We start from the raw sequence: 25079 nt of genomic DNA, 5'->3' as shown, positions 1-25079 counted from the left end.
ACTCCGAAACCAGGCGGGCGGTTGTTCAGTCGCCGGGCACGCAGGCTGGCCCGGTGGGCGTGAAAACGCCGCAGGGCCTGCCCAGCCTCCAGATTTGAGAGACGATGCGACATTTACAGATCACCGGTTTTCAAAAGGATCTGTTTCCAGACCGACGTTTCATCAAACAGAGTGTACTCACGGCGCAGGCCCCAGGGGCCGAATTCGGCGTGGCTAATACCCAGCACAAAGACCTCGGCCCCCGTCGGCGTGCCGAACACACCCCATCCATCATGCTTGCCATGCAGCGACCAGCGGATCGCGGCGCGGGGCGGCATCATTGGGTCGTCGCGACCGATCTGATGTTGAATTTTGAACTCGGCATTCGGGAAAGAGGCGCGAAGCCCCATCCAAAAGCGATCGACCGGAGCCCAGCTGTGACCAGTCGTGCCGCGCGGATATTCCGATTGCACGGCGCGGTCATACTCGGCACTGATCACGCTCAGGTCTGCAGACATGACCCGGTTCAGAATGTCGGCGTACTTCTGACCCCATTCATTGTCATTACCACGCCCTTTGTAAGGTCCAGGCTGATCATTCGCCGGCGTGTAAGGCTGGGCGCAAGCCTCTGGGCCGCCTTCGCGGGCGATCAGATCGCGGGCATATTCTTTTGGGTCCCAACCCATCTGTTGGACAATCGCACCCTGGTCGCGGATCAGCCATTCATCGTTGATCTGGTTGTTGATGGCGTGACAGTCAGCAAGGATACGGTAAACCAGCTTTTTCCCGGTAGCCTTCCCATAGGCACCGTCTCCCAGATGGGTCGCAGTCGACAAAAGCCTGTGCGAGGACAGCATGCCCTCTTCCGGTGTGCCGGACCAAATCACATCCTCACCCAGCAATGTGCGGTCGGGGAACTCGGCAAGCGTTGCCATGGTAGCGGCAATGACGCCCTGATTGCCAACGACAACTGACCCCGGGGATCGAACTACGATATCGGGTGCATAGTAATGGTGCAGCGTGGCAATGCCCCGATCTTCCCAGATTTCTTTTGTGATCCCAATAATATAGTCAGGAAAATCTTTGAATTTCGGGTCAAATCCCTTCATGTCTTCCATCCTTCAGGTATACGTGCAGAACCGCGAACAATCAGCGGTCCATCTATTTCCAACCGGTGCGGACCAACATCGGGCCCTTCGATTTTGCTCAGCAAAATGTCCACTGTTTCGGCAACCATACGGTTTGCAGGCTGTCGTACAGTGGTCAGGCTATAGGTTGGCCATGCTGCAACGGCCACATCGTCATATCCGACAACCGAAACATCTTCGGGAATCCCTAGGCCCAACTCGAATCTGAGGGTATCCATCACTGCAATAGCCATGTGGTCATTGGCCACAAAAACGGCGTCGGGCGGGTCCGAGGCAAACATCTCCAGCGTTGCCGCCCGCGACTGTTCGCTGGTGAAGTTACCAACGCCGCGCGCATGCAGTTCCGCCCCCGCATCATGCAAGGCGGCCCTGAAACCTGCTTCGCGGTCGCGCTGGGTCGACGCGCCTTCCCACCCGGCGATGTACCCGATCTTTTTATGCCCCCCGGCCAAAAGGAATTCGGCAGCCTTGCGCCCACCCGCGATATTGTCCGAGGTGACCGCCGACATGGCCGGGTCGTCCTGAACCCGGTTAAACAGCACCATCGGCACACCGGCAGCCAGACAACGATCCGACAGATCCGACGACAAAGCCACCGAAGCCGCGATAATCCCGTCAACCTGAAAATCCAGTATTTCTTCGATCACGTTGTCTATGTTGCCGGCCTGATGCGACGCCATGAAGACCAGCACGTGGTAGCCGCGCTCTTGCAACTTGTTTGTCAGCTTTTCCAACGCTTCAGGATAGAACTGATTGTTCAGATAGGCGACCACAAGTCCAATGATCCGGCTTTTGCCCGAGACCACCGCACGGGCCAGAAAATTTGGCCGATATCCCAGTTCATCCGCTGCCTTGCGCACTTTCGCGACCGTTTTTTGCGAGGCCGATGCACCAGGCGTAAAGACCCGGCTAACGGCAGATTGGCTGACCCCGGCCAGCCGGGCAACGTCCAACGATGTAACTTTCTGAGTAACCATCAGTCTGCCGTCCAGCCTCCGTCCACCAACATTGCTGTTCCTGTAACCAAAGCCGACGCCTCTGATGCCAGGTACACTACCGCGCCCATAATATCCTCAATCTCTCCCGGGCGGCCCAGCTTGATCTTGTCCAAAATCCAGGCCCGTTTGGTCGGGTCCGCGAATGTAGGCCGGGACAAATCCGTCAGGATGAAAGTCGGGCAAATCGTGTTGACACGGATCTTTGCGGGCCCGAATTCCAGCGCCATCGCCTTGGTAAAGCCCTCGACCGCAAACTTGGAGGCGCAATAGACCGCGCGTTCCTGCCCGCCGACATGGCCCATCTGGCTTGAGATATTTATCAGCGATCCGGGACTCCCGGCCTCAAGCAACCCTTTGGCAACGGCTTGGGTTAGGAAATAGGCCCCCCGGACATTGACGTTCATGACCGAGTCAAAATCTTCGGGCACCGTTTCGACCGCCTTGCTATGACGTGCAAACCCTGCCGAGTTCAAAAGGATGTCAAACGGTCCGTTTTCGGCGACAGCCGCGGCAGTTCCTGCGACATCGGTGACATCCATCTCAAGCACCTTGGCAGACCATCCCTTGGTAGTCATCTGATCGGCTATCTCTTGTAACGCACTTGCGCGGCGCGCCGCCAATGTGACCTCGGCCCCATGCTCTGCCAGCGCTACGGCGCAGGCCAGACCTATGCCCGACGATGCCCCGGCGACTAGCGCACGTTTGCCGCCTAGACTGAAACTGGGGGTGCTGGGAAAATTGAGCATATCAGACCTCGCCGACTGGGTATGGAATTTCACCTGCGACACGCGCTTTGTTGAATTCGCGCAGGCGGGCAAAGACATCTACGCCCAGTTGCCGGTACACGTCCAGCAGGTCGACCAACACCCAGTTCTCCCGGATCAGGCCATCTTCCAATCGCCAGAAATCCAACGATCTCATAGTGATGCGCTGGCCAGAAGGGGCGATACCCATCCAGCCGTCATGAGTGATGGTCTGGATCATGTCCGGCCAGCCGGTAACAGCTGCATAATCACCGTCACCAAAGAAATGAAAGGTGATCTCGTCGGCGTATTTGCCTCGGTCCGGCATGCCACCCAGGAAAGGGATCTGGTGCCAGTTGCGAAACCCTGCAATGCCGCGCCCGGTGCCGATCCCGGCGGGCCCGTACCAGTTCATGCGCGGATGCCAGAACCTTTCCATCTCCATCACTTCGGGGCCACCCTGACTGGGATGCTTTTCCAGATGCTCAAGCATGGAAACGATATGCTCGCAGGAGGCCTTCGATTTTGCCTCATCCCAGGGGCCCCGCACGATACCGTCCAGCGTCGCCGGGCCGGGAATACAGAACTCCTGCCCCAAAGACGGGGCCATCGGCCAGGCCTTCGCCTGCATCATCACTTCGGGAATGTCCCAGAGTGCCTGGATTTCGACAACTTTGCGATTTTCGAAGCGGTAGAATTCGTGGAACCGCATATGGGTCAGATGCCCGGTCGGCGAGATGTCCAACCAAGGGGCGACGAAGGTGCCTACGTAGTGGCCGCCACAGCAGACCCAATCATCACCATGTTGCGTCGGCCCGCCCATCACAATCCAATCCCGGCGTTCCAGATCGGGCATGGATTTCAAAAGCGGTGTGTAGCAGGCATCATAGAGTTCCTGCGGCCCGGTCAGGTCGCCGAATGGATGGGGCATGTGGATGACGGCATCGGGCGCAATCACCGCCTGCAGTGCAGCTCGGACGCCGGTTTCGTCAAAGTTATACATGGCTTCGCGCAATGGCGCGATCAGGGCCTTATGGGTAGAATGTGTGTCCATTGCGAAATCTCGCATTGTTTTCTCTGCTTTTCTTTCAAAACCCATGGCGCCCGGGCAAACTCCAAGCGCAAGTTCTGCAGCAATGACCTCACTCTTATGAGGACGCGTCTGCAGCCTCGCGATAAGCCGCACCTTCGCCGTAAGGTACGTTGATACCCCCATAACGCCGGACGCGAATATTGCATTGCTCGGCATGGCCGACAAAGCCTTCCAGCATACACAGGCGTGAGCCGAATTCGCCGATCATTGCCGCAGCCTCGTCGGTAACAACCTTCTGGTAGCTGTGAGTTTTCATGAACTTGCCGACCCACAAACCGCCGGTATAACGTCCAGCCTTTTTGGTCGGCAGCGTGTGGTTCGTGCCGATCACCTTGTCACCGTTTGCAACATTGGTCCGCGCCCCAAGAAACAGCGCGCCATAGCTGGTCATGTTTTCCAGGAACCAGTCGTCACGGTCGGTCATCACCTGCACATGTTCAGAGGCGATATCATCGGCAACTTGCAGCATTTCGTCATAAGTGTCGCAGACAATGACTTCCCCATACTCCTCCCAGCTGACTTTTGCGGTTCCGGCGGTAGGCAGGATACCGAGGATACGGTCGATCTCGCTCAGCGTTTCTTCGGCCAGCTTGCGCGAGTTGGTGACCAGAACACACGGGCTGTTGTAGCCATGCTCGGCCTGCCCCAACAAGTCGGTCGCACAAAGTTCGGCATCGGCAGCGGTTTCGTCGGCAATGACCATGGTCTCGGTCGGGCCCGCAAAAAGGTCGATGCCAACGCGACCAAAGAGCTGCCGTTTGGCTTCTGCCACAAAGGCGTTCCCGGGGCCGACCAGCATGTGGACCGGATCAATGGTTTCCGTACCGATCGCCATGGCACCAATCGCTTGGATACCACCCATGACATAGATCTCATGCGCCCCACCCAGATACATGGCAGCGATCACGGCCGCATTGGGCTTGCCCTGAAACGGCGGCGTGCAGGCGATGATGCGAGGCACACCCGCGACTTTAGCGGTCGCAACCGACATATGCGCCGACGCAACCATCGGGAATTTACCGCCAGGAACATAACAGCCAACGGACTGCACCGGGATGTTCTTGTGGCCGAGGATGACGCCCGGCAAGGTTTCAACCTCGATATCCAGCATTGAGTCGCGCTGCGCCTGGGCGAAGTTTATCACCTGTTTCTGAGCGAACTTGATGTCGGCCAGCTCGCGTTCGGTCAATGAGGCGATCAGCTCGTCGATCTGTTCCTGGCTCAGGCGGAAGCTTTCCGGCGAGTAATTGTCAAACTTTTCCGACAGATCACGCACTGCCGCATCACCGCGGGTTTCGATGTCTTTCAGAGTCGTTTCAACGACAGCGCGGGTTTTGGCGTCATCTTCGGCCCGGTCGGCCTCGGGTTTGCCGCTTTTCAGATATTCGATAGCCATTGTCCTAATCCTCAATTTTCGGGCCGGGGCGGAATTTCTTCTCCCCGGTCAAATGTTTCCCACCCTTTGCCCTGGAACAGATCGATGCCAAGCTGCGAGGCGACATGGGCAAAATCGACATTCACCCAGTTGTCGACGATCTTGCCGTCGACAACCTTCCAGAAATCCATGTAACGGATCTCGACGCGCTTGCCGGTGGGCGCAATCCCCAGAAATTCGCCAGAATGGGTTGCTTCCTGGCGGCCAAAAGCTGCCGCCCACTCGCCCATATAAAGCCGGGCCTCGTCGATGCAGGTCTTGTCGGAAAACGCAGCCTGGAACGGGCGTTGCCAGTTTTCCTGGAATTCCTTCAGGCCCGTCTTGGTGCCGCAACCCTGGTTGCCAAGCCAGCGGAACCCTTCGGCGAAGAATTCGCCGATGTCTTCGATACGGTGGTCGTTCAAACCATCGACCATCCCCTCGATCACGGCGCGGGTCTCGTCGGTTTTGCTCATGTCCGTGTCACGTGTCAGCACGGCTTGTTCGGGGCGGGAGCCCTTCATGTTTCTCTTCCTTTTATGGTTACCAAGGGGTCTTCTGTGTGGAGGGCGAGGATTAATCCGCCGTCAGAAAATCCCTTGGCATCCGGTTGAGCGCCGGATGGTGCGCAACGGCGTTATGTCTGGCAGAGCAGCTCATGCAGCCTGCTCGGCGATTTCAGCAAAGAGGTCATAGCCCAGTTGCAACAGCACATGCGGGACATCGACGAAAACCCAGTTTTCGACCAGCAGATCGTCCTCGCGGCGCCACCAGTCGCAGACCCGCATGAAGACGCGTTTGCCACTTGCGGACTGGCCGAGGAAAGGTTTCACTTGGACGCCAGTTAACGAGGGCCAACCGCCCGAGCATACGTAGTTACCTTCGCCATAGCGGGTGAAATGCGCCGTCATACCATTGCCCGCAGTGCCGCCGGACCAGCCTTCAAAGGCGGCTTCAAAAGGCACCTGGAAGGTGGCAAAACTCTCAATCCCGACGAAAGAACCGAAGGCGCCGGGGCCGTACCAGACCATGTTGTCATGCCAGTAGGGGCGCCAAGCCTCGTTCTCGGTAGCAAGCCCGGCCAGCATTTCTGTGACCATATGATAGCTCTTGGCACCCTCCGCAGGATCCTGCGGAGTGGTCAAGATGCCATCATGGCTGGCGGGGCCTTGAATCATGCCGGTGAAGCCGCGGGTCTTGCCCGGGCTGTCAGGGACCGGCCATTGTCCAGCGGCCAGCATCAGCTCTGGAATATCGAGGAAGATATAGCTTTCCACCGCCTTGCCGTCCTGCATCCGGTGGAACTCGCCGAAGCGCAGATAGGCAAGCTCGCCTGTGGCCCGGATGCCGAGCCAGTCGCGCGAGAACCGACCAACGAAATAGCCGGTGGCGCTGATCCAGTCCTGCCCGTCAAATTCGCCGGCCATGACGATGTCATCGCGCCGAAAAAGCCCGTCGAAGGCAGCGGCGAGCGGGGCGATGACGTGATCGTGCAGCCCGAGGCCGCCCGCGACCTCATTGAAGGGATGCACCACGTTGACATGTGCACCGGGGGCGAAGAAAGCGTCAAATGCCGGCCGGAAGTTGCCAGGATGGCGTTGTGCTTCGGTGAATTTCAGAAAGGGTTTGCGGTCGAGGTTTTTCATCTTCTCTGTCTCAATGGGGTCTGTTCGGGGCGTGTTCGGAGAAGCGCCCCGCAAGGTCCCGCGCGCATCAAAGCAAATGGAATTCGTCCCGGCCGCCGGGTCCTGCGCGCAGCTACATTCAGTCTGGCAGTATGCGCATGGGCAGATACGGACTGAGGATGAGTGCGTCCCATCAGAGTTAGCCTTTCACAGCCCCGGCCGTCAGACCGCCCACAATCTGTCGCTGGAAGAACATGACCAGAATGAACAATGGAACTGTGGCTGAAACCACAGCCGCAACCGCGAACATCACGTTACCTTCAGTCTGCGTTGTACCAAGAAACGCGGCAATGGCAGGCACCATCGTGCGGTTGCTTTCGGACAGCAGCATCGCCCCGACGGCAAAATCGTTATAGGCCAGCAGGAACGAGAACAGCCCGGTGGTGATCACCCCTGGCCACATCACCGGAATGATCACGCGACGAAATGCCTGGAACTGGTTGCATCCGTCGACCTTGGCGCTTTCATCCAGCTCGCTTGGGATATTCTTAAAGAAAGAATGCAGCATCCACAGAGTGAACGGCTGGTTTATCGCCACAAGCACGATGATCGTGGTTGGAAGGATCCCCCAGATGTTCCATTCGAAGAAAGGCAGCAAATATCCCGAGACCAGCGTAATCGGTGGCATAGCCCGGAAGATAAGTGCCGTGATCAATAGCCAGAACGTATAGTTGTAGGTCGACCGGGACAGAGCATAGCCCCCCAGCGTTCCGATTGTGAGCGAGATGGTGACAACAAAGAAACAGACGATCCCCGTGTTGAGAACATTCCGCCAAAATTCTTCCTGTATCCAGGCACCCTCGTACCCTGTGGTTGTGAAGGGCGAGCCATAGACGGCTTCGGTCCGTGCTCCGGTGATGGCATTGGTCCAGTCGGCGATCGAAAAGAAATCCAACTCTACTTTGAACGAACCCCAGACCGTCCAGAGGAACGGGAAAGCGGCCAGAACGAACCATAGGATCACAAATAAGGACGAGGCGATCCGGAGACTTCTAGGCATTCTTTGTGCGCGGCTGGCCATATTATCTTGCTCCTTTGAAGTCGCGCCAGGTGCGGACAAGCACGGGTGACAGCAGAATGGCGACTCCGATTATCGTGATCACAGAGGTCGCGGCCGCGGAAGAAAGCTGCCGGGTTTCACCGCCTAAGTCGTTGAAGATGAATGTACTAAGGGATTGTGCGTGCGCACCTGCGCTGAACCCGATTATCGGTTCAAACACCTTGAAGTTGTCCATCAACTGAATCAACGCAACAAATGTGACCAGTGGCATGAGATGAGGAACGACCACGAACTTAATCTGTTGCCAGCGGGTTGCCCCGTCTATCTGGGCGGCCTCGATTTGATCCTGGGGCAATGTTTGCAGCCCCGCATAGAACACGACAAAAGCAAATGGAGCGGCGTGCCAAACTCCATAAACCATCAGCGCCACCCACATCAGCCCGGTTGAGGCCTTCAGGCTAAAATCCGGATCCCCGGCCAGATATACCAGGGCGTTGCCGATGACCCCGCGGCTGTCAATCATCCAGAACAGGATAAGCGAGCCAATCAACGGAGTGACGATCATCGGCAGAAGCGAAAAGAAGATCAGCAGCCCTTTGAGATTTCGGTGCAGGGAGTTGATTGCCAGCGCAATCACCAGCCCCAAAATGATTGTGAGCGGCGTCACAACAAACGTGAAGGTCAGCGTAAAAGCCATTGCCCTGTAAAAGGGTAAATTACCGATCTTTGAGAAGAAATCGCCCCAGGTTTCATTCGCAGCCCAGATCTGGCCAATTTCCTGGATCGCCAGGTGGCCACGGTCCAGGTAAATGTCCAATCCGACAAATCGGCCCAGTGGTTTCTCGGCGCGAAGGGCGGCTGTTGCCTCTTGATCAATCGTGGTCTCTGTCGTGCAGCCAATCAGGGGGGTGCAGCTTTCGACCTCTAACAAAACGGCAGGATGAGGCGCGAAAATGGATTGGGTCACCACCGAGACTATCGGCATCGCGATGAACAGCAGCATCGCAAGCCCGGTGGGCAGGAAGAACCACAGGAAGGTCTTATGGCGCATGTCGCAATCCCCACGTGAATTGGTTTGTGCGGGCGGCCCTTACAGACGCCCGCACGAGTCAGGCCCTACTGGAGGAAACCTTGTTCGATGGCAGCGGCGCGATATGCGGCTTCGACATCGGCCAGCGCCTGCTCAGCGCTTTCCTTGCCTTGCATGAAGTCTGAAAGTTCATTGCCTAGCGCGCTGTGCATCAGGCCCATGTAAGGCAACATCGGATAAGGCGGTGTGCCCATTTTGGCCGCCTCAAACACGCCTTCGGCGTCCGCACCAGGCTCGTATCCTTCGATCAACCATACCGCCAGCGGCGTGGTTTCATCGTTCAGCATGTCAGGACGGATACCGTGTTTCATCGCGATGAACGTAGCCTCGGCTTCTTCATCCGAGATGTTCTTGCCGACGGTCCAGCCGTCCCACCACAGGGTCGATGCCGGCGTCGACCCGCCGCCGACTGTCAGTGGTGCGCCGATCGCATGACCGTCGATCACTTCCTGAAGCACGCCTTCGGTCGTGGTTTGCTGCGATGCGCGTGAACCCCACATATTCATGATTGCAACGTTACCAGCACGGTATTCGGCATTAGTGGCATTGGAATCGTGGGTCAGGAAGTCGGGGTTCATGTATTCCGACAAAGCCTTCATCATGTTCAGCGCATTTACACCAGCCTCAGAATTCACGTTGGGCTCGGCTGTTCCGGCTTTGAAGTGGCTGCCGCCATAGCCAAGAAAAATGTTGTTGAATTCCTGTGCCAGATTCCAACCCGACGCATAGGCGCCGCCAACCGGGTTTTGCATGATGCCCTGCTCGCGAATGGCTTTGGCAGCTTCGAGCAATTCTTCATAGGTCGTTGGCACTTCGACACCGGCCTGTTCCAACACGTCCTTGCGATACATCAGGTGCTGAGCATTCGCCATGAACGCCACGGCCATAATGTCATCACCAATCTTGATCAACTGACCTGGCTGCAGGTCCTGACCATGCTGTTCCACCAGATCGTTGAGCGGCCGAATAACATCTTCGTTCATCAACGCCACGATCGAGCTGTTGGCGATGATGGCACTGGTGTATTCAGACGGGTTTCCGGACAGACCAGCCACGTTGATGGTCTGGTGCTCGGAGGTCAGGTTTGAATCGACCGATGCGCCTGTGCATTCTTTCGCGCCGGTTGCGACGGCCTGAATGGCCGCAAATTCGTTACCAACGATATTCACGCGCCCGCTAATTTCACAGGCATAACCTGCGCTGGCGGCAAAGGCGGCCAAGGACCCAGCCAATGCTATTTTCTTCAGAAACATTTGTATTCCTCCCTAGGTAGATGGGTGCATCTTCGAAGTCTGCACCTGCATTAAACCCGGCAATGCGGGTTTGGATTTTCTGTTCAGCGCTCCAAACGCGTTCCGGTTTGCGCATCAAACAAGTGGCAGTGATCGGTGTGGATATGGATTGAAACCTGATCATCGATTTCAGCGCGATAGGTTTTGTCGGCTTTGACCGAAACCAGCGCGCCACCGATCCGAACCGAGACCATCGTGCTGTCGCCCAAAAGCTCCTGCGTGTAGATGGGCCCGTTAATCTCGCCGCCGCTTTCCACGACATTGGCGTCCTCGGCGCGAAAGCCCAGCGTAATCGGGCCGTCCGACGCATTCAGCCCATGCACCTCAGTGTTCTGAGCCCTAAACACCCCATTCTGAACCTGACCATCGATAAGGTTCATTGCAGGGTTGCCAATAAAGCTGGCCACAAAAGTGTTTGCGGGTGCATCGTAAATATCGGTCGGAGAGCCAACCTGCTGCACGATACCCTGCTTCATGATCACCACACGATCGGCAAGGGTCATCGCTTCGATCTGGTCATGAGTCACGTAGATTGTGGTCACGGCAAGCTCGTGGCTGAGGTTCTTGATCTGCGCGCGCGTCGAAACACGCAGCTTGGCGTCAAGGTTTGACAGCGGTTCGTCCATCAGAAAGACATTTGGCTCGCGAACAATGGCGCGGGCCAAAGCGACGCGCTGTCGCTGGCCGCCCGACAACTCTGCCGGTTTGCGATGCAGAAAGTCATCCAGTTCGACCATGGCCGAAGCGCGGCGCACTTTTTCGTCATGCGTGGAAGGGTCGATGCCGCGCACCTTCAGCGGGAACCGGATATTCTCATAAACATTCATGTTCGGATAGAGCGCGTAGGACTGAAACACCATGGCGACATCGCGGTCCTTGGGCTCCATGTCATTGACACGCTCGCCATCTATCAGAATGTCGCCCTCGCTGGCGTCCTCCAAACCCGCAATCATGCGCATGGTCGTCGTCTTGCCACAGCCTGATGGGCCAAGAAGAACCAGAAACTCTTTATCGGCAATAGTCAGGTCGAAATTATCGACCCCCACAAACGATCCCCAACGTTTCCCAACACTGCGAAGTTGAATTTCGGCCATTCTGTCCTCCCATGTGCACTTGTCGTGCATACGTTTGCAAGAGCATAGACATCTGATGGAACATCAGGCAAGCTTTTTTTGCATGCGTTTGCAAATCTACGTTTCACTATACTGAAAACCTGTGCTCAATTCCTGGTAAAGCACTGAAAGAAAAGAATATGCCTTACGAAGCCGAGAAAAATATTGTTCTGGATCTTTATGAAGCTCTGAGCCGAGCTGAAGAATCAGCGGTCCCTGACGTGATCTCGAAATATTGCGCCGATGACTATCTGTGGCGCGGATTCCATCCCTTTGACGAACTGCATGGCCCCAGTGACGTAGGTACCCAGTTCTGGCTTCCGCTGAAACAAAGCCTGACCCGAATGCAGCGCCGCATGGACATATTCATGGCCGGAGAAAACGAGATGGACGGTTTCACCTCGGTCTGGGTTGTATCAATGGGCCATCTCATGGGGCTGTTCGACAAAGATTGGCTAGGTATCTCGCCAAACGGCAAAATGACATTTCTGCGCTATTGCGAATTCAACAAGGTCGAAAACGGAAAAATCACTGAAACCGCGATGTATTTCGACATACCTCATTTCATGATGCAGGCCGGATTGCAGCCGTTCCCGCCTCAGACAGCCGCGCAGCTCGTGCAGCCGGGGCCCATGACCCATGACGGCCTGATGGTCGGTCCGCAACCTGAGGCGGAAGGAGAGCGGACTCTGGCGGCCATCAACTCTATGATCTCCGATCTGGGCCAATGGAACAGCGGCCTCAGCCTTGAGGACGAGCTACGGCGCACATGGTCCGAAGACATGATCTGGTGGGGGCCATCCGGGATCGGGGCGACCTACACGATCGAACGCTACGCCCAACAGCATGCAGGCCCTTTCCGTGCTGGTTTCGCTGACCGGTCAAAAACCAAACACATATGCCGCCTGGCAGAGGGTCATTATGGCGGTTTTTTTGGCTGGCCGAATTTCACAGCCCGTCCAACTGGCGGGTTCATGGGAATGCCTGCGACTGACAAAGCCGGTGAATTTCGGGTAATAGATATCTATCGGCGAGACGGGGATAAGCTGGCCGAGAACTGGATATTCATCGACCTTTTACATTTCTGGAAACAGCAGGGCGTGGATATCCTTGCCAGAATGTCCGAGCTACCGCGAACATAACCGGCAGGATTGACGCACATCAGACCTTGGCTCTGTGCACTACCCCTGGCTCATGGCGCGCAGGGTCAAAAGGTTCTTTGGCGACCCAGCGCCGATTCACCGGGAATACATGTTGAACGAATTCCGGTCCGACGCCGCCCCAATCGGGGCGGCATTTCTTGTTTGCAAACGGAGCAAGCGCTGGCTCATATCCCAAGCCTCACATGGGCCCCGCGCCTGAGCGGGATTGCGTATCCGAGCGAACGAGAATGGGCCAAGCGGCGGCGTTCAGGGCGTCCCATTGGTCGGGGTCAACCTCAATCCCCTGTTCCAAAGCTTGGTTATAGTTGGCTGCTAGCTGCGCCGCCGAAATCTCAAACCGCTGAAGTTCGGGTTGCTCCACCTGACGTGTCACCGCGTCCGCCAACAATGCAGGCTGATTTGTGCAGATGATAGTGACGGTCGAGATTTCTTCATGATCACGATAGGAAACACCGTAGCGGAGGGAAAGAACGCTGAGATCAGGAATACATCCTTTGGATATTGCGCGCCTTTAAAGGAAATCATGAACCGGCTTTCGACTTGATATGACCAGCAGCCATTCACGCGCTAATTCCGAATGCGTTGATGGTCAAAAGATTGCAACATTTTCCGATCAACAACCTGACCAAGTCCCAAATACAGTGACCAGTCGGCTGTCCAATCTGCTGGTATCGGAAATCCAAAAAGTGTTCTGAATACTCGAGCCTTGACGCATTTTCGAATTAGGGCACTGATGTTGACATCCCGGATGCGCTGTATCCATATCCTGAATTCCATGATCGGCAGCAAAAATAGTGGAAAAGAAAAACTGCACAGAAAGTGAAATAGGTCAGACACTGCAACGGTTACGCCAAGAGCGTGAACTTAAGTTGGGTGACCTGGCTACTCGGGCACAGGTGTCCACTGCGATGATCAGTCGTATCGAGAATGGAAATGTCTCACCTTCGCTTGCGATGCTGCAATCACTGGCGGATGCCCTTGATGTGCCATTGGTGGCATTGTTTGCACGCTCAGACGCGGCAGCAGATGTGCATCACGCGCGTGCCGGGGATGGTCTCCAGGCGCGGCGTATCACTCAGGGGCACACGCATAACTACCTTCTGTTGGGTAAGCACAGCGCACCCCAAGGGACGTTCCAGTCGGCACGGATCAGTATTTCAAAAGAACAATCAGACAATTTGCCCGGCTATCAGCATGAAGGCTATGTCTTCATATACATAATCGAAGGCCAGGCAATCTATCGTTGCGGCAGCGAAGACTTTGATATGTCAGCGGGAGATACGTTGAGTTTTGATGCCAAGCTTCCACATGGTTTCCGTAAAATCCACTCGCAAAAGATCGAATTCATAGCCGTCTCTACTCGTCAGCAATAGCAGGGAAATCCAGATACACAACCCAATTTGGCGCCAACTAAGTGATATCGCATGCTGGCCAGATTTTTGAAATTCGAATAACTATATCTTATGGGTCGAATCTGACACCCTACATGACAAGGCAAAACCACTGAGGCCAAATGAACATCACATTCCGACAAGTTGACGCGTTTCGAACGGTGGTCTCGACCGGGACTGTGACCGAGGCCGCAGCGATGTTGGGTATTTCTCAACCTGCAGTCAGCCGGCTGATCTCTGATTTCGAAGAAGAAGTTGGGTTTCCACTTTTTCAGCGTGTCGGCCGTGTGCTGATACCCACAGACGAGGCCAGATTACTGGTTGAAGAAGTGCGCCAAGCCGTTAGCGGTATGGAACATATTAAGGATTCTGCCACAGCTATTGGGAAGTTTGGCCACGCGCGCCTCAATCTTGTGATTACGCCGGGCGTTTCTTCGCAACTCGCGCCGGACCTGATAGGGAAATTTGCTGCCACTTGCCCACATGCGATGGCCCGAATGGAAATTGCCCCCAGCGATGACGCAGTCGAATGGATGGTGTCCCAGAATTATGACTTTGGCATCACGACAACCCAACCGGCAAATCCGTCATTTGAAAGCCTTGTGATCAAAGACAGTGATGTGTGCTGCGTGGTTTCGGTGGATCACGCCTTGGCCGGCAATGCTCTTGTCCAGGCGAGGGATCTGGCAGATGAAAGTTTTATTTCCTATATGCCGTCCTCTCGCTTTCGCTATGAAATCGACCAGTTTTTCGAAGCAAAAGGGATTGCACGGCGCATGCAGTATGAGACGCGCACAACCGACTCTATCTGCAGGCTGGTTTCACGTGGTTTGGGAGTTTCTGTCGTCGGCGCCAGTCTGGACTACCTCAAGACCATTCCAGGTTGCGTGGCTATACCATTTGCCGCGCCGTTAAACTTCCGGGCTGTTCTATTTTGGTCAAAGAACAAGACCCTATCTGCCGTTGGAAAGTCTTTTCTGAACATCGTCCAATCAGATCTCAACGCCGATTGAGAGCCGCCCGAAAAGTCGATCGCGCCTGAGCGCTGTGGATATAGGCATAGTCGCGGGGATAGGACGCGCCTGCCTTTACCTCCATCGAAATGAACTGCGGGCCGGACAAAGATAATACCTGTGGTGCCGCTTCGGCAAACCGGTCGATATCCGTGAAACGTTGCACACCCGCGTACCCTGCGGCCCAGGCCATAGCAGCGAAATCTACCATGTCCGCCCCAGGCAGAGGATGCGCTCCGTTCACTTCGTACACCCTGTTGAAAGATAGAAAGTGATACAGGTTTCTTGCCCCGGCACTGGCAATTGTGACCAATGTCCCGAGGTTCATCAACAGACTGCCATCACCATCCAGAACAATCACGCGCCGATCTGGATTGGCCAACGCCAGCCCCAATCCGTGAGATGAGGCCTGCCCCATCGCCCCGACTGCGACATAGTTCAGTTCACGTGGGTTCAGCGCCAGCCAGTCGAAACAGCTTTGATAGACTGCGACCACAATATCGTCGTCGCGAACATGAGGGATCAGCGCCTCGAGCGCCGCATCTCGGTGCATTGTCATGGTGTCTCCGGGGGGCGCCCGATCAGGAAAATATGGGGTTTTGACGATGTATAGGCGGCCTCAACGGCCTGGCAGATATGCGCCTCATCTCCGGGCTCTTCGATCAGCGAATGCGACAGTTCCATTGCATCCAGGACCGGACGGACGATCCTGACCCCGTAAGAGGCCGAGTAATCTGGGTGTATATGCGGCTCTTTCCCTTGCAGACCCACCATCATCACGACCGGTAGTTCGTAATCCACCCCGATAGCCCGGATTGCATTGAGAGAATCCATCAATCCTGTTTGCTGCATCATCAAAAGCGCACGGGTTCCGTTATAGGACATAGCCCCACAGATACTGACACCTTCATCTTCCTTGCAGATGCGGGTCAGCCGAAATTCCGGATCCCGAGAAATTGGCCATAGCAACCCATCACTGGTAACAATATCAGGCAGGGCCACAATTTCACGCACATGCGCCGCCTTAATTTGTGCCAGAATTGCTGCACCAGAAGGATGCGCCACCTTTGGCACATCCGCCGCCACCCTAGACGAAGCGACCATCACGCGCCTCCGCCCAGAAATCTTGCAATACCGTCCCGCGCAATCCTCAGATCGCGCATATGTCCGACAGTTATGCGCAAATAGTCCCCGTATGCGGACGAGGCGAACCGCCGCACCGCGACCCCTTGCTGCAAAAGCGCGCTTGTGGCCGCTTCTGCGGATTTTTGCATATCGGGAAAATGAACCAGAACAAAATTTGCCTGACTGGGTATTACGCCCAACCCAAGTGCCTGCATCTCGGCGCTGATCCAGTCCCGGCCCCTACGGTTCGCATCGTGGACATAGCGTGTGTGCGCCTCATCTTCCAATGCCGCAATCGCAGCTGCAGCAGAGGACGACGCCACTGGAAAAGTCAAACCGACCCGACGAACAGCATCGATGATGTCATCGGGCCCGTACATCCAACCCACGCGCGCGCCGGCCAATCCGTAAATCTTGGAGAACGTCCTGCAGATGACGACATTTTCCGCCTGTTCGACCAAAATATGGGCGGGTTCATAATCCGGCGCGTCGACGTATTCTTCATAAGCTGCATCGATGATCAACAAGACGTTGTCCGGCAGTGCAGCATGCAGGCGGCGAACTTCAGTTCCGCTCAGGTAAGTACCTGCCGGGTTTTCGGGGTTGGCCAGATAAACCACCCGCGTCCGATCGGTCAACGCATTGATCATACGGTCAGCGGATGGTTTGAAATGATCATCTGCAACCGACACAACCTCGGCATCGTTGGCATAGGCGTAGTTCGGGACCTTCAGATAGCCGTTTGCACTGCGGATCAATTCGGTACCGGGTCCAAGATATGCCCGCGCCAGCCGCGCCAGCAAGTCGTCGGACCCCTGCCCTGTTGTGATGCGCGCCGCATCCAGTCCGAAATGGCTCGCGATTGCCGGGGCAAGAATGTGATCCGGATTTTCCAGATAACGTTCAATCGAGCTGGCGGCAGCCCGTGCCGCGTCTCGGGCAATCGGACTGGGACCAAACGCACTTTCGTTTGAATTGAGCAGGACTGCGGAGGGCGGCGCGATATCGGCCGCCTCGCTCACCATATGGGGTTTGATCTTGTCAATTCCCGCTTTCGCGAGGGCAACGGTCATTCATGTCCTCCTGCACCAATAGGCGGGGTGGGTTGTGATTTTCCTTCATATCACATAACTAGTCATTTTTAGCAATTCACTTTCTTTAATGTTATGATATTGATGTGCAGAATGCCACCCTAAGGACTCACATGACTGATCCCCACGCGACCTCTAACAGCAGGCTTCATCTCACAACGGATCTGGACTTACCGGGACGGAATACCGGTGATCTGATGTTGAAATGGTCCGACAATGCTGTGCCCCTTGGGTATTACCCCGTTCCGGTCATCAGCATCCGCGGACAGCCGGGGCCTGTCGTGTTGATGCTTGGGGGAACTCATGGTGATGAATTCGAAGGTCCAGCAGCTATCCTTCGGCTTGCAGCGCAACTTGATCCGTTAAAGTTGACCGGACAGGTCATCCTGATCCCAGCTCTGAACGCGCCGGCGGTTCACGCCTCTTCGCGTGTTTCGCCGCTAGATGGTCAAAACCTGAACCGCGCATTCCCCGGAAATGCAGACGGCGGCCCAACCGCCATGCTTGCCCATTTTATTGAAACTGAAATGATCCCGCGGGCAGATGCCGTGATTGATCTGCATTCCGGAGGCAAGGCATCAGTGTTCGAACCCTGCGCGTTGGCTGCACGCACAGACGATGCGCAGCTCACTGCAGCCAATATGGAATTGGCTCGGGCCTTTGGGTTGCCGTTGATCTGGGTACTCGGTGCGAACAACGACAACCGATCAGTTAACTCCGCCGCGGCTCGGGCCAAGATCCCTATGATCGCGGCGGAACTGAGCGGTGGCGGCGGTGTCGACCCTGATGTGACCGATCTTGCTGAGGCTGGCCTGATGCGTTGCCTGCGTCATCTGGGTGTTCTACCCAGCAGATCCTCGGAATCTGTCCCGACGCACTGCGTAGAAATCGCGGACCCAACGCACAGTCTCTACGCCCCTGCCGATGGCCTGTTTGATCGACGCTGCTCCGCCGGACAATATGTCGAGGCCGGAGCATCTGCTGGCACGCTCTTTTTTCCGGCCGAACCGGATCGCGCACCGTTGGATCTGAGGTTTCCAGCTTCGGGTCTTGTTCTTGCCCATGGCAATCGCGGTGTGGTGCGCCGGGGCGATTTGCTGACCTTGGTGGCGCAACCTCTGCCCGAGGGGCCATAGATGCGGACCTATACGCCATTCATCAACGGGTCATTTCTACCCTGGGCCGCTGAAACACTTCCGAGTGTTAACCCGGCCACCGGCACTGAATGGAGCAAGATCGCACGATGTGGCGCTGAAACAGCCGATCAAGCCATACGAAATGCCGACCGCGCCTTTCGGGAAGGCCCATGGGCCAACACCAGCCCAAATGACAGGGCCTATGTTATTGATCAGCTTGCCGATACTTTGGAGACCCGCTGGCAGGAACTGGTCGAGCCCGAGATCCGCGACAATGGCAAGCGGATCTCCGAAGTACGGGGGCAATTTGCCGGATTGCATAGCTGGTTTCGGCATTTCGCAGCACAAGCTCGCAAAATGCAGCCCGAACAACAGGCAAATACAGTCCTCGGCGTGAGCAGCGTAGGCCACTACATCCCCTATGGCGTGGTTGTGGCAATAACACCTTGGAATTCTCCTTTGATGATCCTTGCGTGGAAGCTGGCTCCGGCACTGGCGGCGGGCAACACGGTTGTTGTCAAACCATCGGAAATGGCGTCAGCCTCAACGCTGGAATTTGCCCGGCTTGTACATGAGGCTGGGTTACCGCCTGGCGTCCTTAATGTAGTGACTGGGCTCGGCTATGAGGTTGGCGAGTCGCTCGTTCGCCATCCATTGACCCGCAAGGTGACCTTTACCGGGTCAGATCTCGGAGGATGTAAAGTCGCCGAAGCAGCGGCGGCGGGTGTGGTCCCGACAGTGCTGGAGTTAGGAGGAAAATCACCGCAGGTTGTGTTTGCAGACTGTGATCTGGACAACACCGTCAACGGCATTCTCTCTGGTATTTTTCTGTCTAATGGACAGACCTGTGTCGCCGGGTCACGTCTAATCGTCGAAGCCAGCATGAAAGAAAACTTGTTGGCAAAACTGCTGTCACGGGCGCGCGACTTACGTCTTGGTGATCCGATGGAGCTTGAGACTCAGATTGCTCCGCTGGCCAATGAACCGCACCTGCGCAAAGTGACCGAAATGATTGCACGGGCAAAGGCGGATGGGGCTGTTTGCCTGTTGGACGGGCTTGAAGCTGCCGCTGGGCGAGACGGGTTTTTTGTTGGCCCAACCATTTTCGACAATGTGACGCCCGACATGCAGCTCTGGCGCGAAGAGGTGTTCGGGCCGGTGCTGGCGGTTACCTCATTTGATACAGAAGCCGAGGCCATCGCGCTGTCCAACGATAGCGACTATGGGTTGGCCGCCGGTGTCTGGAGCACGGATCCCGCCAAAGGCAAGCGAGTGGCCGAGGCTATCGTAGCAGGCACCGTTTACATCAATCACTATCGCAGCGTCGATCCCGCCAGCCCTATTGGCGGGGTCAAGCTGTCCGGATATGGGCGAGAACTTGGCCCGGACGCCATCAAGGATTTCTGTCAGATCAAATCCGTCTGGACCGGCGCAGCGCCGGTCCCGGATCCGTTTCCCTGATCTGTCAGCACCAATACGTACGGAGGACGCCATGAATGACCATTTCGACGCCCCCAAAGGCGATTTTAGAGGCCATGACAAGCAGTCAGTTTGGGCTCAGAAACCTGACCCGGAACTGACTGAGGTTGGCCCTGGCACCCCATGCGGGGAATATCTGCGCCGGTTCTGGATGCCGGTGGCAATGACAGATCAGGTTGGTGATCTGCCCTATCGTTTACGCATTCTGGGCGAAGACCTTGTACTGTTTCGCGAGAAGAAAGAAGGCAAGCTGGGGCTGACTCACTTGCATTGCTGCCACCGCAACATGAGCCTTGAGTTCGGGATCGTGGAGGAAGGCGGCATTCGCTGCTCTTATCACGGTTGGAAATACGGGCTGGACGGCACCATTCTGGAGACCCCCTGCGAACCGCCCGCATCACAAGTCAAGAAAAAGGCCTGTTTGGGGGCGTATCCTGTGATCGAATACAAAGGACTCGCCTTTGCCTATATGGGTCCACCCGAAGCCCAACCTCCTTTCCCTGTAATGGACACTTTCGATGATGAGGGTGACGAGCTGGTGCCCTACCTGATCAAATCCCCTTGCAACTGGCTTCAGGTCATGGAGAACGCCTGGGATCCGTTTCATGTGGTCTATCTTCATACGCTGGCCGTGCGCAGCCAATTCATCGACGCCTTCGCCGAAATGCCGATGATTGAGTTTCATGCCAGTGCCACTGGTGATTTTTACACCAATGTGCGGCGTGTAGATGACATCGTCTGGATCCGTATCCATGATCATATGCTGCCGTCATTTACCCAGAACGGTGGGCATTTCCCGGTGCCAAACGGGCCGCGTTATTTTGGGCGTTGCGGGTTGTCGCGCTGGATCACACCCATTGACGACACGAACACCATGGTCATTGCCTGGCGTCATTTCCGCAACGCTGATGCCAACGATGACCCGAAGGGCCTGACTGACAAAAGCAAAGTGGGCTTTGGCAAGACCGACTTCTATGGGCAGGATCCCGATCGCCCATATGAAATGCGGCAACGTGACCCTGGCGACTATGATGCCTGGGTTAGTCAGGGGCCCAAAAATATCCATTCACGCGAAAATCTCAGCTTTTCCGACCGGGGGGTGGCCAAGGCGCGCCGGCTGCTGCGAAATGCCATCCGCGCGCTGCAAAACGGAGAACCTCCGGCACAACCGTCTGACAATTTCTCCGGACAGATCATCCCAACCTACGCCGGTGATACGATGCTGAGAATTCCCGTTCAGGAGGGGCGCGACGATGGTGCAGTTCTCAAGGAGATCTCGCATCGGGTGGCCGAGATTTACATGTCCGGCGATCACTTGCAGGGCGATGATCGCAAAGCCTTCATCATTGAGGCACTAAAAACATACGAGGCAAGTTGGTCATGACCACGCGTATCCCTCACAACCCTGGCCGGGTTGACTGGTCAGGTGAAAACCCGGGCATTTACCTCAAGCAGAACGCTGATAAGGAACAGTATGATACTCTGGCACTGTTTTTCCGCGTTGTGCTCTCGCCTTATGGTCGCGGTCACGCGGCAATCATCTTAGGTGCACCGGATCGGGCGCAAGGTTGGCCACATGTTCCAAATCTGATCATGACCGACAACCAGCGTTTGATGCGTTGGATCGTGGATGGCTGGGTGACCAAAATGCCGACCTTCGTCGGCAAAGCGGGTCTAGAGGCGATGACCTGGCTCGACTGCGACAGTGTCGAAAAGCGTCCTGGCAATTTGAAGGCACGTTACTCAGAAACATTACGTGGATCAGGCGTCACGGTCGAAATGATCTGGCACGACATGGGTGCACCTTTGCCGGTCGAAGTGACCAAGGAAAACTCGGCCACCAAAGAGCATGAAATGTATTCGGTGTTTCTGGAAGCAAAATCCGCACAGGTCGTGATCAACGGTACGCCCCTGCCAGGCATCGTTGCCGATCGGCAGTTCTTTGGCCGAACCATGAGCACGGCTTTTCTAGCCTTTTCGGAAACCTGGGTAACGCCACAGGAGGATCTGTGATGCCATTGACCGAGCCAGTCACACCGGGCACCGTAGATTGGACAGGTGAAAACCCGGGCATTCTGCTAAAAGACGACAATGGCGATTTCACAGCGATGGCTTTGTTCTTTCGCGTTGCCTGGTCGCCTGTCGGACAGGGTCAGGTATTGCTGCTTTATGGGACACCTGATCAGGTTGAAGGACCGCCAGAGGCTCCAAATGTGATCCTCAGCGACAATCCAGATCTAACCACATTCCTGAAAAAGAACTTCATCAGCAAACTGGCTGCATTTGCCGATGCACCAGCATTTGCCACCATGCCTGAAATCGGCGCACAAGCTGTGCGAACCTCCGGCGATCCGATGAGCCACCGCTATACCGAGACAATAGTAGGTGAGAGCCTGACCGTCGAACTCGTCTGGGAGGGGCTCCAACCGCCACGGGCGCTGGAACTGTCGCCACATGAGGTTGCCTCGGGCGAACAGAACATGTTTTCGCTACTCGTGCCGGCGCATTCGGCACAGATTATTGTCAATGGCAAATGGCTGCCAGGTAAGCTGGGAACAAGGGTACAGGCCGGCTACGATACGACCACCGCGTTCCTATATTTCTCGGAGACATGGATCATCCCGCCGGAGAATCCGTGATGCTGCATCCTGCGGATCAACTCGCATTTGACAGGGCAATGGTAACACAGCCGGTCTGGAACCGGTTCAACACGGCCGCCGACGCGTTGGGGCTTGCGGAAAACACACTGCTTCATGCAGGGCCGGCCTTTGCCGATCCCAATCTAATCACGGCCCCGATCCTTAATTCAGCTTGCGTCGCAGCAGTCTGGCAGGGGCTTGCTCGGGATTTCGACCAGGCCGAGGCGATGATCCTAAATGGTGAAATCGAGTTGAAACCCGCTCAGGATCACGATCTTGTCACTCCTCTGGCCGCTGTTGTCTCGGCAGACATGCCGCTACACACAATTTATGATGCCTGGCGCGGGCAGCAACGTGTGTTCACACCGATCAATGCGGGCAGCCGTCCAGCGATGCGGCTGGGTCAACGATCCATGGCAGTGTTGGAGCACATCCGCTGGCTCAACACCCGATTTGTGGATGTGTTGGACAATGGGCTCGCCGAAGGTATCGCACTTGTGCCGCTGGCCGTGACTGGCCTGGTAGGGGGGGACGACTGCCATGGACGAACACCCGTTGCAACAGACGCGCTTGTCGCCGAACTGAAAGATCGTACCATTGGCGGGATCAAAGACGAAGAAGCGCTGGCCTTCATGGCTAGCTCGCCGTCGCTGTTCCTCAATCTTTGGATGGCAGCCACAAAATGCATGATGAAGTTGGCCGAAGGTGTCGAAGGTTCAAGTTTTGTCACTGCTGCCGGTGGCAACGGGCACGAGGTTGGTATCCAGATTTCGGGCTTACCCGGCCAATGGTTTACAATTCAAGCCGATCCACCAAAAGGGAAATTCGAAGTCGATGTGCCCCAGGACAGGGCATTGGGAGCAATCGGTGACAGCGCCGTAATTGAGGCTTTCGGACTCGGCGCCATGGCCATCGAATTGAGCCCAGATCAGAAAAAGGGTCTGGGTGCCTTTCTGCCCGACAACGCTCAAGCGCGCAGTTCCGGCCTATCCGTAGGGACACATCCTTATTTTCGAACACTAGATATTCGACTAGGCAGCACGGCACGCGGCGCGGTGGCTGAAGGGTCGGGGCCGGTAATTGGTCTGGGTATCCTCGACAAGCTTGGCGAAGCTGGCCGGCTGGGAGGGGGTATTTATGACATGCCGGTCACCCCCTTCGCTGTGGCCATGGAAACGTTGGAGAAATGACGGAGTTAAACAGGTTCAGCGCGCATGAATTGGCCCGGTTGATCCGCGAGGGTGAAGTCAAACCGTCTCAGGTGATGGCGGCACATCTGGACCGAATTTCGCAACGGGAGCCTGCGATCGGGGCGTTTCAGTACCTCGATGCGGATCACGCCATGGAGCTTGCTCACGCTGCCGATACACTTCCAATCGGTGGGCCGCTCCATGGCGTACCTTTTGTTATCAAAGACATTATCGACACTGAAGCTTTGCCAACAGGTTGGGGCAGCGATCTTTATTCCGATCGACAACCAGACAAAAACGCGACATGCGTCCAGACTTTTCTGAACGCAGGGGCGATCCCAGTTGGCAAGACGGTCACAACCGAGTTTGCCTATTTTCGACCGGGCAATACTGCAAATCCGGCAAGTCTTGGACATACCCCCGGCGGCTCTTCCTCCGGGTCTGCCGCTGCGGTCGCCGACTTCATGGCACCGCTCGCATTTGGCTCGCAGACAGCTGCCTCTTTGATCCGGCCGGCCGCTTATTGCGGTATCTGCGGCCTCAAACCGACCACGGGTAACTATGATCTGAGCGGGGTTATGGGCTTGTCAGGCAGCCTTGACACGCTGGGAGTTCTGGCAAGAGATCCGCGTGATCTGGTGTTGGCAGATGCCGTTTTGCGTGGAACAAAACTGACACCGCCACCTGAATACGACGTTGCGTTGCCCCGGGTCAGCCTGATGCGTGGTCCCCATTGGGCGGACGGATCGATAGAGATGCGCGACACCTGCACACGTGCGCTGGCAGCCATTGCCGCGACCGGTGCGGAAACAGGTGAAATCACGCACCCGCCGATATTTTCCCAGCTTACACAGGCGCAAATAACCGTCATGGGGTACGAGGCAGCCCGCCTTCGCAAAACAGAGTACCAAATTGGCGTCCCCGGTATCAGCCAGCAATTCCACGATTTGATAGCCGATGGGCTGCTGGTTACAGAAGACGAATATCTTACTGCGGTTGAGACCCGTAACCGTGCATCAACCATGCTGGATCAAATGTTCCGCGACGTGGATGCGTTGTTGGTTCCCTCAGCTCCTGGTCCGGCACCGGCAGGGCTTGGCGCGACAGGTGACCCGGTGTTCTCGCGGATGTGGACTCTGCTTCAGGTGCCCTCAATCGCCCTGCCCTTTGGTACGGATCACTCTGGTCTACCGCTAGGTATACAACTGATCGGCCCGTGCGGAGCAGATAAGCGATTGCTGGACATCGCCCAATGGGTGCACGGGATTCTGCAGGTATCCTGCCGAGCAGCATAAATC

At 56.1% G+C, this 25079-nt stretch carries 25 protein-coding genes; 10 read left to right on the top strand and 15 right to left on the bottom strand.

Features of this window, described 5'->3' with window-relative positions; translation table 11 throughout:
- Nucleotides 1–113 precede the first annotated feature (113 nt).
- The 11 genes from AC2FH6_RS11350 to AC2FH6_RS11300 all read right to left on the bottom strand — a co-directional run bounded on the left by AC2FH6_RS11350 (nt 114) and on the right by AC2FH6_RS11300 (nt 11536).
- Nucleotides 114–1088 carry a nuclear transport factor 2 family protein gene (locus AC2FH6_RS11350; protein ID WP_142639913.1) on the bottom strand — a complete coding sequence of 325 codons (975 nt, stop codon included), beginning with the start codon at nt 1086–1088 and terminating at the stop codon, nt 114–116.
- Entirely contained in the window at nt 1085–2104 is a 1020-nt protein-coding gene (locus AC2FH6_RS11345; RefSeq protein WP_496689182.1) for a LacI family DNA-binding transcriptional regulator, read from the bottom strand. Before AC2FH6_RS11345 ends, AC2FH6_RS11350 begins: the two co-directional genes overlap by 4 nt.
- Complete coding sequence (locus tag AC2FH6_RS11340; RefSeq protein ID WP_496702628.1) at nt 2104–2871, bottom strand: SDR family NAD(P)-dependent oxidoreductase; 768 nt, start codon at nt 2869–2871, stop codon at nt 2104–2106. The genes AC2FH6_RS11345 and AC2FH6_RS11340 overlap by 1 nt, the downstream gene beginning before the upstream one ends.
- Nucleotide 2872: 1 nt before the next feature.
- Nucleotides 2873–3937 carry an ester cyclase gene (locus AC2FH6_RS11335; RefSeq protein WP_496702626.1) on the bottom strand — a complete coding sequence of 355 codons (1065 nt, stop codon included), beginning with the start codon at nt 3935–3937 and terminating at the stop codon, nt 2873–2875.
- Between the two features lie 79 nt (nt 3938–4016).
- The gene (gene hisD / locus AC2FH6_RS11330) at nt 4017–5357 is read right to left on the bottom strand and encodes a histidinol dehydrogenase (RefSeq protein WP_496702211.1); all 1341 of its coding nucleotides are present in this window, start codon (nt 5355–5357) and stop codon (nt 4017–4019) included.
- Between the two features lie 11 nt (nt 5358–5368).
- Nucleotides 5369–5899, bottom strand: a complete 531-nt coding sequence (locus AC2FH6_RS11325; RefSeq protein WP_496702212.1) for an ester cyclase — start codon at nt 5897–5899, stop codon at nt 5369–5371.
- 132 nt (nt 5900–6031) lie between these two features.
- Nucleotides 6032–7021, bottom strand: coding sequence for a nuclear transport factor 2 family protein (locus tag AC2FH6_RS11320; protein WP_496702213.1), 990 nt, complete (start codon nt 7019–7021; stop codon nt 6032–6034).
- Between the two features lie 178 nt (nt 7022–7199).
- Nucleotides 7200–8081: a carbohydrate ABC transporter permease gene (locus tag AC2FH6_RS11315; RefSeq protein WP_281972841.1), complete on the bottom strand. Its 882-nt coding sequence runs from the start codon at nt 8079–8081 to the stop codon at nt 7200–7202.
- A 1-nt stretch (nt 8082) separates the two neighbouring features.
- Nucleotides 8083–9111, bottom strand: coding sequence for a carbohydrate ABC transporter permease (locus AC2FH6_RS11310; protein WP_496702623.1), 1029 nt, complete (start codon nt 9109–9111; stop codon nt 8083–8085).
- A gap of 65 nt (nt 9112–9176) precedes the next feature.
- Complete coding sequence (locus AC2FH6_RS11305; RefSeq protein WP_271949112.1) at nt 9177–10403, bottom strand: ABC transporter substrate-binding protein; 1227 nt, start codon at nt 10401–10403, stop codon at nt 9177–9179.
- 83 nt (nt 10404–10486) lie between these two features.
- Nucleotides 10487–11536, bottom strand: coding sequence for an ABC transporter ATP-binding protein (locus AC2FH6_RS11300; RefSeq protein ID WP_496691509.1), 1050 nt, complete (start codon nt 11534–11536; stop codon nt 10487–10489).
- Nucleotides 11537–11694: 158 nt separating this feature from the next.
- Here AC2FH6_RS11300 and AC2FH6_RS11295 point away from each other — a divergent pair, with 158 nt between their 5' ends.
- The gene (locus AC2FH6_RS11295; protein ID WP_496702621.1) at nt 11695–12696 is read left to right on the top strand and encodes a nuclear transport factor 2 family protein; all 1002 of its coding nucleotides are present in this window, start codon (nt 11695–11697) and stop codon (nt 12694–12696) included.
- Between the two features lie 199 nt (nt 12697–12895).
- On the opposite strand, the gene AC2FH6_RS11290 is transcribed toward AC2FH6_RS11295, so the two are convergent.
- A complete protein-coding gene (locus AC2FH6_RS11290; RefSeq protein WP_496702425.1) occupies nt 12896–13090 on the bottom strand; it encodes a hypothetical protein in 195 nt (64 codons plus the stop codon).
- A gap of 421 nt (nt 13091–13511) precedes the next feature.
- On the opposite strand from AC2FH6_RS11290, the gene AC2FH6_RS11285 reads away from it, so the two are divergent.
- Together AC2FH6_RS11285 and AC2FH6_RS11280 are read left to right on the top strand one after the other, a co-directional pair.
- Nucleotides 13512–14090, top strand: coding sequence for a helix-turn-helix domain-containing protein (locus tag AC2FH6_RS11285; protein ID WP_496691506.1), 579 nt, complete (start codon nt 13512–13514; stop codon nt 14088–14090).
- 140 nt (nt 14091–14230) lie between these two features.
- Nucleotides 14231–15121, top strand: a complete 891-nt coding sequence (locus AC2FH6_RS11280; RefSeq protein ID WP_496702618.1) for a LysR substrate-binding domain-containing protein — start codon at nt 14231–14233, stop codon at nt 15119–15121.
- On the opposite strand, the gene AC2FH6_RS11275 is transcribed toward AC2FH6_RS11280, so the two are convergent.
- From AC2FH6_RS11275 to AC2FH6_RS11265, 3 genes are read right to left on the bottom strand one after another with little or no spacing between them, the layout of a single operon-like run.
- Nucleotides 15108–15680 carry a thiamine pyrophosphate-dependent enzyme gene (locus AC2FH6_RS11275; protein WP_496702617.1) on the bottom strand — a complete coding sequence of 191 codons (573 nt, stop codon included), beginning with the start codon at nt 15678–15680 and terminating at the stop codon, nt 15108–15110. The genes AC2FH6_RS11280 and AC2FH6_RS11275 overlap by 14 nt on opposite strands.
- Complete coding sequence (locus AC2FH6_RS11270) at nt 15677–16225, bottom strand: decarboxylase (RefSeq protein WP_496702615.1); 549 nt, start codon at nt 16223–16225, stop codon at nt 15677–15679. Before AC2FH6_RS11270 ends, AC2FH6_RS11275 begins: the two co-directional genes overlap by 4 nt.
- Nucleotides 16225–17319 carry a pyridoxal phosphate-dependent aminotransferase gene (locus AC2FH6_RS11265; RefSeq protein WP_496702613.1) on the bottom strand — a complete coding sequence of 365 codons (1095 nt, stop codon included), beginning with the start codon at nt 17317–17319 and terminating at the stop codon, nt 16225–16227. The genes AC2FH6_RS11270 and AC2FH6_RS11265 overlap by 1 nt, the downstream gene beginning before the upstream one ends.
- A gap of 131 nt (nt 17320–17450) precedes the next feature.
- Between AC2FH6_RS11265 and AC2FH6_RS11260 the strand changes: the two genes are divergently transcribed.
- The 7 genes from AC2FH6_RS11260 to AC2FH6_RS11230 are packed head-to-tail and all read left to right on the top strand — an operon-like array spanning nt 17451 to nt 25076.
- Entirely contained in the window at nt 17451–18473 is a 1023-nt protein-coding gene (locus AC2FH6_RS11260; protein WP_496702611.1) for a succinylglutamate desuccinylase/aspartoacylase family protein, read from the top strand.
- A complete protein-coding gene (locus tag AC2FH6_RS11255; protein WP_496702610.1) occupies nt 18474–19934 on the top strand; it encodes an aldehyde dehydrogenase family protein in 1461 nt (486 codons plus the stop codon).
- Nucleotides 19935–19965: 31 nt separating this feature from the next.
- Nucleotides 19966–21336 (top strand): Rieske 2Fe-2S domain-containing protein, encoded by a 1371-nt coding sequence (locus tag AC2FH6_RS11250; protein WP_496702609.1) that lies wholly within the window; start codon nt 19966–19968, stop codon nt 21334–21336.
- Complete coding sequence (locus AC2FH6_RS11245; RefSeq protein WP_496702607.1) at nt 21333–21965, top strand: hypothetical protein; 633 nt, start codon at nt 21333–21335, stop codon at nt 21963–21965. The genes AC2FH6_RS11250 and AC2FH6_RS11245 overlap by 4 nt, the downstream gene beginning before the upstream one ends.
- Entirely contained in the window at nt 21965–22591 is a 627-nt protein-coding gene (locus tag AC2FH6_RS11240) for a hypothetical protein (RefSeq protein ID WP_496691497.1), read from the top strand. The genes AC2FH6_RS11245 and AC2FH6_RS11240 overlap by 1 nt, the downstream gene beginning before the upstream one ends.
- Nucleotides 22564–23781, top strand: coding sequence for a YlbE family protein (locus AC2FH6_RS11235; protein WP_496702605.1), 1218 nt, complete (start codon nt 22564–22566; stop codon nt 23779–23781). Before AC2FH6_RS11240 ends, AC2FH6_RS11235 begins: the two co-directional genes overlap by 28 nt.
- Nucleotides 23778–25076 (top strand): amidase, encoded by a 1299-nt coding sequence (locus AC2FH6_RS11230; protein WP_496691495.1) that lies wholly within the window; start codon nt 23778–23780, stop codon nt 25074–25076. Before AC2FH6_RS11235 ends, AC2FH6_RS11230 begins: the two co-directional genes overlap by 4 nt.
- Nucleotides 25077–25079: the final 3 nt, after the last annotated feature.

The sequence above is a fragment of the Ruegeria sp. CDSC045 genome, from assembly GCF_059610725.1.
Note: the sequence above shows the minus strand (reverse complement) of the source record. Positions and strands in the feature narration are given on the sequence as shown.

Excerpts from the sequence above, each read along its gene's own strand:
- AC2FH6_RS11350 (WP_142639913.1), bottom strand. The coding sequence starts at position 1,088 with ATGAAGGGATTTGACCCGAAATTCAAAGATTTTCCTGACTATATTATT.
- AC2FH6_RS11345 (WP_496689182.1), bottom strand. The coding sequence starts at position 2,104 with ATGGTTACTCAGAAAGTTACATCGTTGGACGTTGCCCGGCTGGCCGGG.
- AC2FH6_RS11340 (WP_496702628.1), bottom strand. The coding sequence starts at position 2,871 with ATGCTCAATTTTCCCAGCACCCCCAGTTTCAGTCTAGGCGGCAAACGT.
- AC2FH6_RS11335 (WP_496702626.1), bottom strand. The coding sequence starts at position 3,937 with ATGCGAGATTTCGCAATGGACACACATTCTACCCATAAGGCCCTGATC.
- hisD (WP_496702211.1), bottom strand. The coding sequence starts at position 5,357 with ATGGCTATCGAATATCTGAAAAGCGGCAAACCCGAGGCCGACCGGGCC.
- AC2FH6_RS11325 (WP_496702212.1), bottom strand. The coding sequence starts at position 5,899 with ATGAAGGGCTCCCGCCCCGAACAAGCCGTGCTGACACGTGACACGGAC.
- AC2FH6_RS11320 (WP_496702213.1), bottom strand. The coding sequence starts at position 7,021 with ATGAAAAACCTCGACCGCAAACCCTTTCTGAAATTCACCGAAGCACAA.
- AC2FH6_RS11315 (WP_281972841.1), bottom strand. The coding sequence starts at position 8,081 with ATGGCCAGCCGCGCACAAAGAATGCCTAGAAGTCTCCGGATCGCCTCG.
- AC2FH6_RS11310 (WP_496702623.1), bottom strand. The coding sequence starts at position 9,111 with ATGCGCCATAAGACCTTCCTGTGGTTCTTCCTGCCCACCGGGCTTGCG.
- AC2FH6_RS11305 (WP_271949112.1), bottom strand. The coding sequence starts at position 10,403 with ATGTTTCTGAAGAAAATAGCATTGGCTGGGTCCTTGGCCGCCTTTGCC.
- AC2FH6_RS11300 (WP_496691509.1), bottom strand. The coding sequence starts at position 11,536 with ATGGCCGAAATTCAACTTCGCAGTGTTGGGAAACGTTGGGGATCGTTT.
- AC2FH6_RS11295 (WP_496702621.1), top strand. The coding sequence starts at position 11,695 with ATGCCTTACGAAGCCGAGAAAAATATTGTTCTGGATCTTTATGAAGCT.
- AC2FH6_RS11280 (WP_496702618.1), top strand. The coding sequence starts at position 14,231 with ATGAACATCACATTCCGACAAGTTGACGCGTTTCGAACGGTGGTCTCG.
- AC2FH6_RS11275 (WP_496702617.1), bottom strand. The coding sequence starts at position 15,680 with ATGACAATGCACCGAGATGCGGCGCTCGAGGCGCTGATCCCTCATGTT.
- AC2FH6_RS11270 (WP_496702615.1), bottom strand. The coding sequence starts at position 16,225 with ATGGTCGCTTCGTCTAGGGTGGCGGCGGATGTGCCAAAGGTGGCGCAT.
- AC2FH6_RS11265 (WP_496702613.1), bottom strand. The coding sequence starts at position 17,319 with ATGACCGTTGCCCTCGCGAAAGCGGGAATTGACAAGATCAAACCCCAT.
- AC2FH6_RS11260 (WP_496702611.1), top strand. The coding sequence starts at position 17,451 with ATGACTGATCCCCACGCGACCTCTAACAGCAGGCTTCATCTCACAACG.
- AC2FH6_RS11255 (WP_496702610.1), top strand. The coding sequence starts at position 18,474 with ATGCGGACCTATACGCCATTCATCAACGGGTCATTTCTACCCTGGGCC.
- AC2FH6_RS11250 (WP_496702609.1), top strand. The coding sequence starts at position 19,966 with ATGAATGACCATTTCGACGCCCCCAAAGGCGATTTTAGAGGCCATGAC.
- AC2FH6_RS11245 (WP_496702607.1), top strand. The coding sequence starts at position 21,333 with ATGACCACGCGTATCCCTCACAACCCTGGCCGGGTTGACTGGTCAGGT.
- AC2FH6_RS11240 (WP_496691497.1), top strand. The coding sequence starts at position 21,965 with ATGCCATTGACCGAGCCAGTCACACCGGGCACCGTAGATTGGACAGGT.
- AC2FH6_RS11235 (WP_496702605.1), top strand. The coding sequence starts at position 22,564 with ATGGATCATCCCGCCGGAGAATCCGTGATGCTGCATCCTGCGGATCAA.
- AC2FH6_RS11230 (WP_496691495.1), top strand. The coding sequence starts at position 23,778 with ATGACGGAGTTAAACAGGTTCAGCGCGCATGAATTGGCCCGGTTGATC.